Source organism: Cupriavidus sp. H39 (assembly GCF_050271075.1).
Lineage (GTDB): Bacteria > Pseudomonadota > Gammaproteobacteria > Burkholderiales > Burkholderiaceae > Cupriavidus > Cupriavidus necator_B.
The window spans coordinates 3,475,308-3,491,092 of record NZ_CP189848.1; the positions used below are offsets into that span (position 1 = coordinate 3,475,308).

A 15,785-nucleotide genomic window follows, 5' to 3' on the forward strand; every position below is an offset into this window, starting at 1 on the left:
AACATGGTGCAGAACACCAACGCCACCAACGCCACTAACGCGCCGGCCGGCGCCCTGCTGATCCGCAACGCCGCCGCCGTGATGACCGGCCGCGCCGGCACTGCCGCGCGCGCGGGCGCCGCCGACCTCCGCATCCGCGACGGCCGCATCGCCGAGATCGGCGCCAGCCTGCCGCGCCATGAAGGCGAAGCCGTGCTTGACGCCAGCGGCTGCGTGGTCTACCCGGGCTGGGTCAATACCCACCACCACCTGTTCCAGAACCTGCTGAAGGCCGTGCCCAGCGGCATGAACGTCGGCCTGGAACAATGGCTCGCGTCCGTCGCCTACCCGCGCCTGGCGCGCTTCAGCCCCGAGATCTTCCGCACCGCGGTGCGGCTCGGCATGGCGGAGTTGCTGCTATCCGGCACCACCACCTGCGCCGATCACCACTACCTGTATCACCACGGCCATGGCGCCGAAACCGGCGACGTGCTGTTCGAGGTCGCGCAGGAACTCGGCATGCGCCTGGTGCTGTGCCGCGGCGGCGCGATCCAGTCGGCCTCGGATCATCCCGGCATGCGTGCCACCGCCCTGGTGCCCGAGACACTGGACGAAATGCTGGCCGATATCGAACGGCTGAAGACCCGCTACCACGACGCCGCCCCCGATGGCCTGCGCCGCGTGGTGGTGGCACCGACGACACCGACCTTCTCGCTACCGCCCGCGCTGCTGCGCGAACTGGCCGCCTTTGGCCGCGGTATGGACCTGCGCCTGCATTCGCACCTGTCCGAGACCGACAACTACGTCAAGTTCTGCCGCGAGAAATATCAGTGCACGCCGGTGCAGTTCGTCGCCGACCACGACTGGCTGGGACCGGATGTGTGGTTCGCCCACCTCGTCACGGTGAACCCGGAAGAAATCCGCATGCTGGCCGTGACCAATACCGGCATGGCGCACTGCCCCGTCAGCAATGCGCGGCTGGGCAGCGGTATCGCGCCGGTTCGCGCGATGGCGGATGCCGGCGTGCCGATTTCGCTAGGGGTCGACGGGGTCGCTTCCAATGAGTCGGGCAGCATGGTGCATGAGGCCAACTTTGCGTGGCTGGTGCACCGGGCGCTTGGCGGGGCCGGGCAAACGCGTGTGGAGGAAGTGATCCACTGGGGCACTGCGGGGGGTGCGCAAGTGCTGGGGCTGCCGGGGATCGGCACGCTAGCGCCGGGGCAGTCGGCGGACCTGGCGATCTATGACGTTAGCGGGCTGCGATTCCACGGGTTCCATGACATCGGCACGGCGCCGGTCGCGGCTGGAGAGCCTACGCCGGTTAGGGATGTACTGGTGCGGGGGCGGCAGGTGGTGCGGGATGGGGCGATTGTGGGGCTGGATTTGGAGAAGCTAAGGCGGGAGGCGCGGGAGGCGTTGGCGACGCTGGTGGATTAAGGGGGATCGGGGGCAGGTCCCCGGTGTCGCTCAATTAAAAACACTGGGACCCGCTACGTCGGCTATTGTGGTTTGCAACCCTTCTCAATGATCTCGATAAGTTCTAGTTTGTTGCGAGTCAAAAGCAGTCTTATGTCCATCTGCTGCCACGAGCCATCTTCCTCGACTGTTTCCACTTCATCGCGAAACGCGTCAGCTTTCTTCAGGGCTTCATTTGCTTTTCTCTTGCATTCTGGATTCAGCAGCTTCCTATCGATCCTCTGAATTTTTTTTTCGTACGCCTCGATGGCCTCAACATAGCAATTTTTTAGTATAAGACCACACCCCGAAGTGCATGTTTCTAGATTTCTTTTTTCTCGCTTTGCGCAAGCGTCGAATATTCGATTGCCTTGGCCAAACGATGGGCTTGCTATGGATGGCCCTGCCACAATCGTTGACAGGACCGACATAGAAACTACAAATAAATTAATTGGGCTCGGCATAATCAACCCTAACTGTAACGCCGCTGCGGGGCGTCAAAAAATCTTGTGTCGCCGCTGTTTCTACAGCATCAAACAATATGCGCTTTCCATATTGTGCGTAGGCCTGCCTTTCGTAATATCCATTGCCGCCGCCGTTTACGAGAACATTGACCCTGCCAATTGTCCGTGGATTAAAATCCTCGTCTGCCACGCGATTGATATTAGCTTCCTTTCCAGATTTATCCAGGGACTTCGCAACCCAGTAGTGCCCCCCGCTATCGCAAGCTATGAATGGATCGACTTCAACTTCAGTGGGATCGAAGCGCGGCGCCCAATGTTTAGGGATACCTGTCACTCGAATAATGCGCCCGTCAGCATCGCGCACCGTTGGGTCCCGCCAGTAGTGTCTTGAGTCGGCGCCGATTCTATGGTCCACATATGCACTGCTGTTGTGAGGGCGATTCCGAAACAGCCCATAGCTTTCGTAATTTCCGGCCCATGTTAGCTGCATGATTCCACGACCATAGAAGGCGGCATAGTACTGGGCCATCGGAATTTTAGGATGGGGGGCGCCTCTGCCATATTCGTATACGACTTGCCAGTGATCTGTCTCGATGATCGTTTGCGCGAAGAAATGTGCAAATCTATGGCGTGCAGAGCTGATTCCATACTTTCTCGCCACCCAGTTTAAATGCAATGCATAAGTTTTCAATCGAATTGCTGCGGTGGCGCGGCTCACTTTCCCGACCTCGAGGGCAGTCCTAACACGGCCTTGCTGCGAGTAGGACAGGCGTCTGGGGATAAGTCGCACCAGTTCTGCAAGCGATAGCCACCCGCACTTTCGAAACGCTCGTATAAACTCCCTCGGATTGAAGTGCCAATGTGTGCTCGGCAGTGGCCGTTCACCGATAGACTCGTCTTGTGCGTTGTATTGTGGAATGCGCAAGTTGGCTTGCTGCCAAAATGCGAGCGCATCGATATGAGCTCGCAAACGTGCAAACTGCTCTTCTTGCAGAGGGTTCGGGTTGCTCGGGCTCGCCGTCTTCAACCAGCCCCATCGTGCCTCTATCGCCGCAGCGTCCCATTCTGTAGGTAGTTTGCAGATCAGCGGTTTAAGGAATGACCGAACCGAAGGCGTATCCAGGCGCGCATGCACTTCATCCGCGGTAACGGCGCCATCGCGATTTACGTCCATGGCCTGCATGATAGCCGCGTCGTTGCATCGGCCGTCGCCGTCAACGTCTGTGAGGAGAAACCATCCGCGCCATTGCGGAAAGTCGGCATCGCTGAATTTGCGTACGCCTGGAGCGTTGAGATTGACCCAGCCCGTACCAGTGCGGGTACGAATTTGCCGCCAGTGCGGTACGTCTTCTGGAACAAGAGGATCAGGCCCGACTACGCGTCCAAAGCGTAGCAGTTCGTACACAGCGCTTGGTATAGGCCGTGCATGAGCAGGATATGTCTCACTGATATCGTTGGCATCTCGGTATATGTTGTACTCGGCATCTGGGACAGTCAATGGTTCACCAATCAGTGTGCCCGCCAACCCATAGGTTGTTACATATGCATGCCCGCGAGTACGTTCTACTCCTTCGCCTTCCGCATACCGCAGCCCCACGATCAATGCTTCCCCAAGCGGCACACCCCCCGGTAATGTCAGATGTGGCTGGGGCGGACGTTGGGCATATACCACGGTCGTCGCTTCGAGGTGGAAGTACAACTCGCCAAAAATGACATCGCTACGGCCGTCCGCATTCAATGGGAGAAGGCCGCTGTTTCGCCCGATAAGTTGTCCCAAATTCGCATCATCGCAAATGATTTCAAAATGAATTTGGTGTGGTTGACCCCTGATATATCCTGCTTGGCCCAGTTCGTCCTTTCGGTGGATGCTACGACCGGGTTGCACGGTAGTGCGCAAAGTGTGCATATGCACATACACCGAGAAAAACACAACTCGTGTGGAGGTGTTGCTTCGGCATGCGGCCCCTATTTCGGTTTCATGCCGAATGACGACTACGCCATCACTCGTCCTACCTTGATAGCGCAGTGGTGATTTGGGATCTGGCGCTGCGGGTGGTTCGGTCGAACCGCGCCGATATACGACTATCCCATCTGCAATGGCACGAACGGGTTCAACGTCATCATCGCCGCACGTCGGAGCGCGCAAGTGCAGGCCGCCATGCCATGCAAGTCTATCGCTGACCGGATATGAGCCGTAGCCTGGCTCCCCGCCCGGCATTGCCTTATCGAGCCATTGATTTTCCGTCTGATTGGATGCTCGTGGTGGCAGGAAAGGAGGACTAATCAGCATTGGATACCTTCACGGGTCGATCAAATGGAGAACGGGTAGTCGTCGTCTGCCGAAGACGGCGTATCAGGGAACAGCGGAAGGTCTCGATTGGTGGTCACAGGACCCTCGAACATCCTCTGCGCCGCCTTATAGGTAATCGGCCCCGGACATTCCACGGTGATATTGCCGCCCTCAATCGTGATGGCCGCCCCGCCGGCAGTCGCAATGCGGATCCGCTTCGCCGCAGCAAAATCCACATTCATATTGGCCGAGACGATGGTCAGGTCATCCCGCGCCGCCACCTTCAGCAAATCATGCTGTGCCTGGATATCGATATCATTCTGACCCGCCGTCAGCTGCAGACCGATGTTGTTTTCTCCGGCCGCGGACAGCCCGGCCGCAATGCCAATCGCCCGTCCCGCATGCAGGCGCGCCTGCCCTGCGACGGCAACGTTGTTGTCCTGCCCGCTGGCCAGCACCACGCTCTCGCCGCTGGCGATCTGCAAGTCCTGTCCCGCGACGACAGCCACGCCAGCCCTACCATTGAGGTGGACCATCGGCTCGATTTGATGCGGCACCTTGCCTGGCGTGTGGGTATTGCCATCGGCGGCATCACCCTGGGCCGCTTCAAGCGATTGCCCATCGACCATGCCGGCTGCGGCCCTGGCTTGTTTCGCCAACGGTGACTCATCGCCCATGCCAGTCGACAGTGCCTGGCTTTGATGCGTGGTCGCGCCATCGCTCAGCGTCTTGACCAAGTCGTCCGCCTGCCGCAACAACGCGATGCCGACGGCATTGTCGCCAGTCGGCAGCACGCGGCCCGTGACGGCATCGCGATAGGTGCTCAGCAATAGCCCGGCCCGGCCGCGCACGGCCGCATGGCCGTCGGTGCGCAGCTCGAACCCCTGCCCCCGGAAGCTGCCACGGCGGTTGTCCTGCTGGTGTATTACGTGGCCGAGGTTGAGCTGGGTGGCTTGTTCCGTCGTTGCCAGTTGCGTGCGCAGTTGGTCGTCGGTGTCGTCGAACACCAGTTGGTTGTAGCCCTTGCCGCCGTGCTCCTGGCTCTTGAAGCCGGTCAGCGCGGCGGCGTTGCGGTGGCCGTCCGGGTCGGTGCCCATGCCATGCCACGCCGGGCTGTTGCCGCCGGCGAGGTTGCCCTGGGCGCTCGGCTGATTGTCGGAGCCTATCGCATAGACACCGCTGGCGTCATAGGGCTGGGCGAACGTGGTCGCGGCCATCGAGTTGCCGCCCGGCGTGGGCGCGATGCCGGCTTCGCCGTGGCCGTTGTACAGCGCGCCGATCACGAAGGGCTGGTCGATATCGTTGTCCGCGAACTTGACCAGCACCTCCTGGCCGATACGCGGCAGCCATTGCCAGCCCATGCCGGCGCCGGCCTGGCGCTGCGCCACGCGCACCCAGCGGCTGCTGCGGTCATCAGGGCGTTCGCCGCGCTGCCAAGGGAAGCGCAAGCGGATCTGGCCGCGCGCGCTGGCGTGGTGTTCGGCAATGCCGTCCGGCTGCGTCTGGCCGTCCGGGCCGACCACGATCGCGGTATGGACGCCCAGCGGCGTAGCACGGCTGTACAGGCGCGGGCAATCGCCCTCCAGCACGCCGGCACGCCATGGCCGCCGCGCATCGAAGGCACGAAAGAGCGCAGCATCGCCGTGTGCTTGAGCCGCGGCCAGCAAGGCTCCGGTCGGGACCAGCCGCTCGGCTGCGTCGTTGAGAAAGCAGCTCACCAGGCCGGCGGTAATCGCTGCGGCATCGGGAGCCTGCGGTGGCGTCGCGAAGCACAACGCCACTTCCAACGGCCCCATCCGATCGGCGAGCGCGGCCCGCGTTTCCACAGCCAGGTTGTTGATGCCGCAGTGCTCAACCGCATCGAGCAACAGCGGATACCCCGCCGTATCGTCTTCCTGTGGCGGCAGGTGCGGGCAGCCGGTGACGGTCAGCCGTGTGCCGCTACGCAGCGTGCGAACGGAAGCGGCACCGGTGAACACGAGTGCACGCGCTTCGATGGCTTCCATCACCTGCTCGGCGACGCGCTGCGCGCTGGCCGTGTCCGGCGCCAGCGACAGGCTGACCGACAGGTAAGGATCCGGGCTGACTGCTCGGCCTGAGAAAACGCCGAAGCGTGCCGGCGCGTGGCCACGGATGGTGCGCTTGCTCTCAGGATTCCAGGCACCCACCGCCACGCCACCGACTGCGGCACGGGTTTCGCAGATCAACTGCTGGATGGCATCAGCCGATTCCTGGCTATGCGCACGGTGGTACCGGAAGCCGCCGCCTGCCGCTGACTCGGGGTCTTCCGGCAATTGCGCGCTGTCGGCAAAGATCACCACGGCATGCCCGAACGGCGCCTCCTCGTCTTCCGCCACGGTGTAGCCCAGGCCGGCCTCGGCCAGCAGGCGTGACAGGAAGTGGTAGTCGGTTTCGCGAAACTGCGCCAGGTGGGCGCGTTCGCCAAACGCGGCGATGCGGGCTTCGGCCCCGGCGGCATAGCGCCACCGCGCGTAGGGCGCATAGGGCTGCAGGATGGCTGCGATGATGCTGTCGAGCTTCCGGTCCTGGAACACCTGGCTGTGGCGCTGCTGCGTGGTCAGCCACAGCCAGGGCACCACGGTCAGGCGGTAGCGCGCGAGGCTGCCGTCGGCGCCAAGCTTTTCGGCCTGGCGGGTCAGGCCGGTGCGGCGCGATTGCCCGCCGTCCGCGAGCCTCGTGGTCAGCGTGACGCGTTGGCCGACGAGGCTATCCAGCGCGAGATCGACGTTGGCGCTGACCGCAACGATGCGCCATTCGAACAGCGCAGAGATTCCCTCGCGGCCGATCCAGGCTTCGACTGCCAGTTCGGCCAGCGCGCCTTCACCGTCCAGGGCATACAGGCGATGGGTAGAGGAAAACAGCTGTTGGTGAAAGCTTGCAGGATCCATTTTCCGATGCGTCAAACCGCCTAGTTCTTCGAACGCGCTATTGCGACCTCGGCGAATAGCAATCGGCTATTTGTGCCCTTGCAACTAAAGGAAATCAACGGAAAAAATCCCGATACGAAGCACTATCTTTATCTCGATCAAATACCCCGTAGATTCATCCCTTCAGCGGGACGAGAATTTCATTTCGAAATGTGCTCTTAGGATTTTGGCTATTTGCTGGCGGGCGACGATCCGGCAGGATGCTGCGTCCGTATGGGAATGCGAAGTGTCCTATCGCGTCGCGTGGCGCGGTACGGGAGACTGGGGCTGTCATCGAACAGCGGTGACCGAGTGTGGAAACTCGAATGTCTCAACCGAACGGTCGTCCGTGACGACCGTTCTTGCCTATACGTGCAAGCCATCCATGGCGGGCCGGATGAGGCAGCCGCAAGGCTGACCGGCAATGGTTGTGACACCGGTTTCCACCCTCGTCGTCAGGCCCGCCGCCCTCCTCTAGCGTCGTGCGGCGGACCTTCATGCAACGATAGGAGGTCCTATGTCGGAAATCGATCTGTCCTCGGCGCGGTACAGTTTGTTGGCGGTGGCGGCCGGTATTGATGGGGGGCTTGCGCTGCTGGAGCAGCAGAGCGAATGGTGGGAGGGCGGCTTTGGCGCGTTTTGCTTACTGGGATTGGTGAAGGCGCAGTTGGAGCGGGTGTTGGAGGAGGAGTGGCCCGGTTCTTAATGTGGGTGGCAAAGCGGTTTGTTCTCTACCGCTTGACTGCGCCTCTCTCCCGCTTGCAGGAGAGGGGCGTGCGTTAGGGCATTCATCCGGGCTACTAGCAGTGTGGCACCGTCCAAGTCGCGGGATACCCAATGCGCGCTCGGGTCGCCATCCCGGTCATCCATCAATGCTTTCGGTGTCGGCAGCGGCAAGGCAGCACCAGTGCCGGATTCGCCACGGAAACCTGACCTTGCCGCCGCATTGCCGGGTGCGAGCCCTCAGTGGATCTGGATTCCGCGCATGGCATGGATCCGCTCATGCTGTCGCTTCAACGCATCATACTGGCGCTGAAGTGTCGCGCTGGCATCAGGCGGAAGCGTCTTCATCAGGACGGACTGATACTCACGCCTGGCGGCATCTTCTTCGTGCTCGCACATTCCCAGCACGGCGTCGTCATTGTTTGGCTGCAGCATGTGGCGGAACGCCATCCAGCCGCGGAACAGCGTGCCATTCATGCTGCCGCGGTCAGCCGGCTGGCCGCCCATGGCACTGACCAGGGACTGCAATTCCTGCACCGATGCCCGGTAGGTTTCCGCGGTGGTGGTCAGGATGTCGCGAAGCTGTGCATCGCGCACTTCAGCGGCGCCGCTCATGCAGGCCAGTTCGCTGTCCTTGCCAGCTTCGATCAGCTGATTCAGCGCCAATACCGTTTGTTGCTGGTTGTCGCCCATGACATTCTCCCAACACATGCTGGGGCGGCGCGCAGCGTCGGCGCCGCCAGCTTGGCCAACGGAGGAACCGCCGCCGCGCAACCGGCCGTGAAAATGGCGTCGCAGACGCCTTCGAGTTGCATCGACTGGTTCGCGCCGGCCCTACTTGCCTGCTCGTCACGAGGCAAGGCGTGATTCCATGATAGGAGATGGGCTGCAGGAAGCGCATCGCGTCGCGTGGCGTGGTGCGGGAGACCAGGCCGTCATCGAACAGCGGTGACCCATGTGGAAACTCGAAGGGCCAGCAACCGGATGGCTCACAGAAAACCAATCGAGAACCAAGGCACTAACGTCAGCAACACCAGCGCCACAAACAACGCCGCCAAATGCGGCCACACCCGCGGCATCGCCACGTCCGGCGACACTCGGCCGATCGCGCAGGCAGCATAGAAGCCCACGCCAAACGGCGGCGCGAACAATCCCAGCCCCATCGCAAAGATCACCACCATGGCGTAGTGGACCTCATGCACACCGACCAGTCTGGCGATTGGAAACAGCAAGGGCCCGAACAGCACGATGGCCGGGATGCCTTCCAGCAGGCTGCCCAGAATCACGAACGCCAGCGCGGATACCAGCAGGAAGCCAAGCTTGCCGCCCGGCACCGTCGACAGGATCGTCACCAGGTCTTGGGCAAAGCCTGACTGCGTCAGCGCCCAGGCCATGGTGGTGGCGCAGCCGACAATCAGCAGGATCGCCCCCGACAGCGCCGCGGTATCGAGCAGCATCGGATAGATCTTGCGAAAGTCAAACTGACGGTACACCAGCACCCCGGCCAGCACCGTGTAGAAGATGCCGATAGTAGACACCTCCGTCGCCGTGGCCACGCCCTCCACCACGGCGGTGCGGATAATCACCGGCAATGCCAGCGCGGGCAGCGCCACCAGCAGGGATCTCAGCAGCGCCCTGCGCGACGGCCGCACCGTGCCGCCCATGTCTTCCTTGCGTGTCTGCCACCAGACCACGCATGCCATCATCACCAGCCCGACCGCCGCGGGCATCAGCCCACCGACAAACAGCGCGGTGATCGACACACCGGTCACCGATCCAACCGTGATCAGCACGATGCTCGGCGGAATGGTTTCAGACATCGCGCCCGATGCCGACAGCAGCCCGATCAGGTCACCGTCCTTGGCGCCGCGTTGCTTCATCTCCGGGAACAGCGCCGGCGCCACCGCGGCCATGTCCGCCGCCTTGGAGCCGGAGATGCCTGAGACGATGTACATCGCCCCAAGCAGCACATACTGCAGCCCGCCGCGAAGGTGGCCGATCAGGTTGGCGAGGAAGTTAATCATCGCGCGCGCCAGGCCGGTCATCTCGATCAGCCCGCCCAGGAAGATGAACAGCGGCACCGCCAGCAGGATCAGGTGAGACATGCCCTCCTGCATGCGGTTGGGAATGATGGACAGGGGCGTTGCCGTCGACAACGCCAGGTAGCACAGCGTGGACAAGCCAAAGGCAAAGGCGATGGGCACGCCGATCGCCACACACAGGACCAGCATCAGCAGGAAGAAGATCACCAGGTTGGCATTGCCCAACGCCATCAGTATGGGCGACAGCAGGTACAGCAACGCGCCGCCGGCAGCCACCAGCAGGCCGCTGAGCGCCACCTGTTTTCGGCTCGACCGTTGGAGCAGTTGGGTGGCTGCCGTCACCAGCATCAGCACGGCCCCGACCAGGACCGCGCTGGCGCGCCAGGCTTCGCTTACCTCTAACGTTGGTGTCGATACGTCCAGGTGTTCAGTCAGGTGCTCCCACGCAGGCCAGGCCAGCAACAGCAGAAACGCCATCACCAGCCACATGCCGAAGGCGTCGACCCAGGCGCGCGCTGCGGGCGACAGGTTCTTGATGAAGGTGGTGAGTTGCATGTGCGCGCTGCGATGCAGCGCAATGATGGCGCCGAGCATCGCCAGCCAAACGAACAGGATGCTGGCCAGTTCCTCCGTCCACAGGATTGGCGCGTGCAGCGCGTAGCGCGCGAAGGCGCCGCTCCCAAGGATCAGAATTTCGGCCAGCACGATCAGCGCCGCCGGCAATTCCACCACGCCCGCGAGGAAACGGCTCCTGCGGGGTCCGGCGATCAGCGGCGTACAGGCGGCAGGCGTGGCTAGGGGTTCGGCAGTGTGCTGCATCGATGTCTCCTGGTGCGTGCGGGTTTCATTGCGATCTGGGCCCCCTAGGCCAGCCGGCCAGTGTATTTTTCCAGCGCCGACCACGCATCCTCCCCGTACTTCCTGCGCCATTCCGTGTAAAAGCCCGCGCTTTGCAGCAGGTTGCGGAATGGTGCCGGATCTGGCCGGTTAAAGGTGACGCCGTAGCGAGCCATCTCCACCTGCGCTTCGGCATTGACGCGTGCGATATCCTCGCGCTGCTTCAGTGCCGCAGCGGTAAAGTGGGTGGTGAGCGCTGCCTGCACTTCCCCCGGCAGCGCCTGGAATTTCTTCGCGTTGCCGAAAATAAAATGGCCGTCCCAGGTATGCCCGGTAAGTGAACAGAATTTCTGCACTTCATAGAGCTTGCCGCTGCGGATCAGTCCGAGCGGCGTCTCCTGGCCATCGACCACCCGCGTCTGCAGCGCAGAATAAAGATCGGCAAACGGTATGACCGTCGGCGCGGCACCCAACGCCTTGAACATGGATACCCACAGTGGAATCGCCGGAACGCGGATCTTGAACCCCTTCAGGTCCGCGGGCGTATTCACCGGTCGGCTTGCCGACGTGATGTTGCGATAGCCGTTGTCCAGGCTTCTCTCGAACACATGCAGGTTCACCTTGCGCAGCAAGCCGCGCACATAGGCGCCGAGGTCGCCGTCCATGGCGGACCACACAGTGGCGTAGTCCTTGAAGGCATAGGGGATGCCGTTGATGCTGGCGGCCGGCACCCGCGTCTGCAGGTTGGTGCTGGCCGTCGACATGAAGTCGAGCGCGCCGGCAAGCGTCTGCGACACCATATCCGGCTCGCTGCCGAGCTGGCTGTTTGGATAGATCTGCAGGTCGACCTTGCCGCCAGTGTCCTTGCGGATGGCCTGCGCAGCTTCCACGATGCGTAGCGTGCCCGGGTGGTCCGCCGGAAACGCGGTGCCGTACTTCAGCCTGATGGTGGCGCCCTGGGCCAGGACGCATCCGATCGGCAGCGTCATGGCGATGCCGCCAACGGCAAGCGCGCCAAAACGGCGGCGGGTAAATGGGTTGGACATGGTGAAGTTGTCTCCTTGTGGTCTGGTGGGGGGTGGTTCAGAACGACAGCAGCGCGGCGGCGCCGCCCCCGCGCAGCACCGCCAGGTGGCGGGCAAGCCGGGCCGCCAGCAGAGGTGGCCACGGCTCGCTGCCAAAGACCGCGGCGTGTGCGAAGGCCTCGCGGACGGCGTCAGGATCGCTGTGCGCGCCCCGCAGGCGTGCCGCCAGCGCAGGCGCGCCGGAATCGTGCCAGGCAAGCGCTTGTTCGCGATCGCTGCGCAGCCAATGCAGCCACATCGCAAGCGCGCGCTCGAGATACGGCCGCTCTGCCCCGGCAATGGCGCGCAAGGCCGGCAGCCATCGCAGCGGCACCTTCTGCGTGCCGTCCGCCGCAATCTGAGCGGTGCGATGCTCGAGCGCGGTATTGCGCAGGCGCTGCAGCAAGGCCTCGCTGTAGCGCACCGCGTCATAGCCCGCCGGCACCTGCACGGTCGCCCGCAGGTCGGCCATTACGCCGTTGGCAAAGGCGCCGACAAGCGGATCCGCCATGGCCTCGGCAACGGTTTCCAGGCCGCACAACTGGCCGGCATAGGCAATGGCCGAGTGCGTGCCATTGAGCAGCTGCAGCTTCATGGCCTGGAACGGCCGGACATCGCCGGTCATCAGCGCGCCACCCGCTTCCCACGCCGGCCGCGGACCGGCAAAGCGATCTTCGATGACCCACTGCGAGTACGCCTCGCAGACGATGGCGCCCTCGTCGCGCAGGCCCAGGCGGTGTTGCGCGTCGCGGCGCGAGGCCGGGGTAGCGGCCGGCACGATGCGGTCCACCATGGTATTGGGAAAGGCCACGTCATCGCGCACGCGCCGGGCCAGCGCCGGATCGGTCAGCGCGGCGTATTGCCAGAGCAGCTTGCGCAGCGTATCGCCGTTTGCCGGCATGTTGTCGCAGCAAACGATGCTGAGCGGCGCCCCCGCGGGCCGGCGGCGCAGCCCCGCAGCCATGACGCCGAGCGTGCTCCTGGGCGTGTCCGGATGGGCCAGGTCATGCCGGATGTCGGCGTGGGTGGTATCGAGATCCGCGCTGGACGGCTGCACGCAGTAGCCTTTTTCTGTCACCGTGCAGGTGACTACGGCAAGGCCCGGATCGGCCAGCGCGCCGAGCACCTGGTCCAGCGTGTGCGGTGCATACCAGGCCTGCACGACGGCACCGATGATGCGCGTGGTGGCCGCCGGCCCTGCACGCTCGGTCACGGAGTAGAGACAGTCTTGCGCCGCCAGCGCGCGCGGCGTGCGCGGCTCGCGCAGGCTGACGCCGACGATGCCCCAGCGGGTATCTCCGTCACGGATCGCAGCCTCGGTGTACAGCGCCTGGTGCGCGCGATGAAACGCGCCCAGGCCGAGATGGACCACGCCGCGCGACAGCCGGCTGCGATCGTAGCCGGGCTGGCGCACCCCGGCGCGCGCGCGGCCACAGGTGCGTTGCGTCAGCCTCATGCGCGGTACCTCGGTGAGTGGATTGGCGACAGCATGGTGCGTGCATCCGCGTCGTTTTTCATGCGTTGCAAGGTAGCACGCGGCCATGGTGCGGAATGTGCGGGGCTTTCGCGATTCAACTGCGGCAAACGCTGCATTTGATTGCGGAATCGGCCGTACTCCGCCCCAATCGCGGCGCTGTACTCTTGACCTGCACTCAAACCGATGCAGACGCCGCGCGACGCGGCACCGCTGCGGACCACAACCACGACAATGCGGCCGGAGACACCCTTGAGGATCGAGCAGATAAAAACCATCGTCACTTGCCCGGGCCGCAATTTCGTGACGGTCAAGGTGGTCACCGGCGAAGGCGTGTACGGGCTGGGCGACGCGACGCTCAACGGCCGCGAACTGGCAGTGCGTGCTTATTTGGACGAGCACGTGATTCCTTGCCTGATCGGCCGCGATCCGCGCAGCATCGAGGACATCTGGCAGTACCTGTACCGCGGTGCCTACTGGCGCCGCGGCCCGGTGACGATGACCGCCATCGCGGCCATCGACATGGCACTGTGGGACATCCTGGGCAAGCTGGCCGGCATGCCGGTGTACCAGCTGCTGGGCGGCCGCAGCCGCCATGGGCTGATGGTGTATGGCCACGCCAACGGCCGCGACCACGCCGAAGCGGTCGATGCGGTGCACAGCCATCTCGATAAGGGCTACAAGGCGATCCGCGTGCAGGCCGGCGTGCCAGGCCTGTCGAAGGTATATGGCGTCGGCAGGCAGCCGGGCGCGTATGAACCGGCGGAGAAAGGCCTCCCGCCTGAGGAGCCGTGGGATACGTCGCTCTACCTGCGCCACACGCCGGAACTGTTCCGCAAAGTGCGCGAGGCCGTCGGCTTCGAGCCCCATCTGCTGCACGATGCGCACCACCGGCTGACGCCGATCGAAGCGGCTCGCCTGGGCGTGTCGCTGGAGCCGTACCGCCTGTTCTGGCTGGAGGACGCCACCCCCGCCGAGAACCAGGACGCCTTCCGGCTGATCCGCCAGCACACCACCACGCCGCTTGCGGTCGGTGAAGTCTTCAATTCCCTGTGGGATTGCAAGGACCTGATCAGCCGCCAGCTGATCGACTACATCCGGGCCACCATCGTTCACGCGGGCGGCATCACCCATGTGCGCCGCATTGCGGACTTCGCCGCGATCCACCAGGTGCGCACGGGCTTTCATGGCGCCACCGACCTGTCGCCGGTGTGCATGGCCGCGGCGGTCAACTTCGGGCTGTGGGCGCCCAACTTCGGCATCCAGGAGCTGATGCCGCACGGGCCGGTGGTCGACGAGGTGTTCCCGCACAACTACCGCTTCGAGGACGGTTACCTCGTGATGGATGAAGTGCCGGGCCTTGGTGTCGACATCGATGAGTCGCTGGCGGCCAGGTATCCGTATGAGCGCGCTTATCTGCCAGTGGCGCGGCTGTGCGACGGCGCGATGTGGAACTGGTAGCCATTGCACTCATGGTCCGGAACAAGGAGCCTGCATGTTTAGCGTAGTCGTCGAGCAAGCGCACCGCATGGCCGTGTGCGAGCGACCCAACCCGGTCCCGGCCGAAGGCGAGGTGCGGGTGCGCGTCCGCCTCGCCGGCATCTGCGGTTCGGACCTGCACATCTACCACGGCAAGAACCCGTTCGTGACCTATCCGCGCGTCATCGGCCACGAGTTCGTCGGCCATGTCGATGCGGTTGGCGCGGGCGTCAGCGCCTTGCGCATTGGCGAGCGGGTGGTGGTGGATCCGGTGGTCAGTTGCGGCCAATGCCACGCCTGCCGCATCGGCCGCCACAATGTCTGCAGCCGGCTCCAGGTGATCGGCGTTCACCGCGACGGCGGCTTCAGCCAGTACGCGTGCGTGCCGGCGGGCAACGCCTATGCGGTGCCCGCCGGCATGCCGGTCGCCAGTGCCGCGGTGATCGAGCCGTTCGCCGTGGCGGCCAACGTCACGCACCGCACCGGCGTACTGCCCACCGACGTGGCGCTGATCTATGGCGCCGGGGCGGTCGGCCTCAACTTGCTGCAGGTGCTCAAGCGCGTATATGGCATCCGCACCTTCATCACCGACCGCGTCGATGAACGGCTGGCATTGGCGCAAGCTTGCGGCGCCGCGGACGACGAAATCATCAACACCGCGCGCGAGCCGCTTGCCCGCGCGCTGGAGCGCCGCGGCGTAGCGGGCGGGCCGACGCTGATCTACGACGCGGTCTGCCATCCCGCCATCCTGGAAGAAGCCGTGAGTATCGCCGCGCCGGCAGGCCGCATCGGCGTACTGGGTTTTTCCGCCACGCCGTCGTCCCTGCCGCAGCAGGCGCTGACCAGCAAGGAACTGACCCTGTACGCCTCGCGCCTGAATTGCGCGATGTTTCCCACGGTCATCGACTGGATCACGCGCGGGCTGGTGGATCCGGGTCGGATCGTCACGCACCAGGTCAATTTCCGCGACGTCGCTTACGCGTTTGACCTCGCCGAAAGCCAGGCACGCGTCAGTTGCAAGGTGCTGCTCGACCTCGGCGAGGACGCCTGA

At 63.8% G+C, this 15,785-nt stretch carries 11 protein-coding genes; 4 read left to right on the plus strand and 7 right to left on the minus strand.

Going from position 1 to position 15,785, the window contains the following annotated elements; genetic code table 11:
• The first annotated feature begins 3 nt into the window (after nt 1-3).
• Nucleotides 4-1,416, plus strand: a complete 1,413-nt coding sequence (locus ACOCMH_RS31465) for an amidohydrolase family protein (protein WP_427311554.1) — start codon at nt 4-6, stop codon at nt 1,414-1,416.
• Between the two features lie 465 nt (nt 1,417-1,881).
• Here ACOCMH_RS31465 and ACOCMH_RS31470 read toward each other — a convergent pair whose 3' ends face one another.
• Together ACOCMH_RS31470 and ACOCMH_RS31475 are read right to left on the minus strand one after the other, a co-directional pair.
• Nucleotides 1,882-4,188, minus strand: a complete 2,307-nt coding sequence (locus ACOCMH_RS31470; protein WP_427311556.1) for a M23 family metallopeptidase — start codon at nt 4,186-4,188, stop codon at nt 1,882-1,884.
• A 20-nt stretch (nt 4,189-4,208) separates the two neighbouring features.
• On the minus strand, nt 4,209-7,097 hold the full coding sequence (locus tag ACOCMH_RS31475; RefSeq protein WP_427311558.1) for a type VI secretion system Vgr family protein: 2,889 nt from the start codon (nt 7,095-7,097) through the stop codon (nt 4,209-4,211).
• A gap of 535 nt (nt 7,098-7,632) precedes the next feature.
• Here ACOCMH_RS31475 and ACOCMH_RS31480 point away from each other — a divergent pair.
• The gene (locus ACOCMH_RS31480; protein WP_427311560.1) at nt 7,633-7,821 is read left to right on the plus strand and encodes a hypothetical protein; all 189 of its coding nucleotides are present in this window, start codon (nt 7,633-7,635) and stop codon (nt 7,819-7,821) included.
• A 257-nt stretch (nt 7,822-8,078) separates the two neighbouring features.
• Here the strand turns inward: ACOCMH_RS31480 and ACOCMH_RS31485 are convergent, their stop codons facing one another.
• The 5 genes from ACOCMH_RS31485 to ACOCMH_RS31505 all read right to left on the minus strand — a co-directional run bounded on the left by ACOCMH_RS31485 (nt 8,079) and on the right by ACOCMH_RS31505 (nt 13,569).
• Nucleotides 8,079-8,531 (minus strand): PA2169 family four-helix-bundle protein, encoded by a 453-nt coding sequence (locus ACOCMH_RS31485; RefSeq protein ID WP_427311562.1) that lies wholly within the window; start codon nt 8,529-8,531, stop codon nt 8,079-8,081.
• A gap of 296 nt (nt 8,532-8,827) precedes the next feature.
• Complete coding sequence (locus tag ACOCMH_RS31490; RefSeq protein WP_427311564.1) at nt 8,828-10,699, minus strand: TRAP transporter large permease subunit; 1,872 nt, start codon at nt 10,697-10,699, stop codon at nt 8,828-8,830.
• Nucleotides 10,700-10,743: 44 nt separating this feature from the next.
• Nucleotides 10,744-11,763 carry a TRAP transporter substrate-binding protein gene (locus tag ACOCMH_RS31495; protein WP_427311566.1) on the minus strand — a complete coding sequence of 340 codons (1,020 nt, stop codon included), beginning with the start codon at nt 11,761-11,763 and terminating at the stop codon, nt 10,744-10,746.
• Nucleotides 11,764-11,800: 37 nt separating this feature from the next.
• On the minus strand, nt 11,801-13,237 hold the full coding sequence (locus ACOCMH_RS31500) for a mannitol dehydrogenase family protein (RefSeq protein ID WP_427311568.1): 1,437 nt from the start codon (nt 13,235-13,237) through the stop codon (nt 11,801-11,803).
• Nucleotides 13,234-13,569 carry a hypothetical protein gene (locus ACOCMH_RS31505; protein ID WP_427313410.1) on the minus strand — a complete coding sequence of 112 codons (336 nt, stop codon included), beginning with the start codon at nt 13,567-13,569 and terminating at the stop codon, nt 13,234-13,236. Before ACOCMH_RS31505 ends, ACOCMH_RS31500 begins: the two co-directional genes overlap by 4 nt.
• Between ACOCMH_RS31505 and manD the strand changes: the two genes are divergently transcribed.
• Together manD and ACOCMH_RS31515 are read left to right on the plus strand one after the other, a co-directional pair.
• Nucleotides 13,490-14,716 (plus strand): D-mannonate dehydratase ManD, encoded by a 1,227-nt coding sequence (manD, locus tag ACOCMH_RS31510; RefSeq protein ID WP_427311569.1) that lies wholly within the window; start codon nt 13,490-13,492, stop codon nt 14,714-14,716. The genes ACOCMH_RS31505 and manD overlap by 80 nt on opposite strands.
• A 34-nt stretch (nt 14,717-14,750) precedes the next feature.
• Entirely contained in the window at nt 14,751-15,785 is a 1,035-nt protein-coding gene (locus ACOCMH_RS31515) for a Zn-dependent oxidoreductase (RefSeq protein WP_427311571.1), read from the plus strand.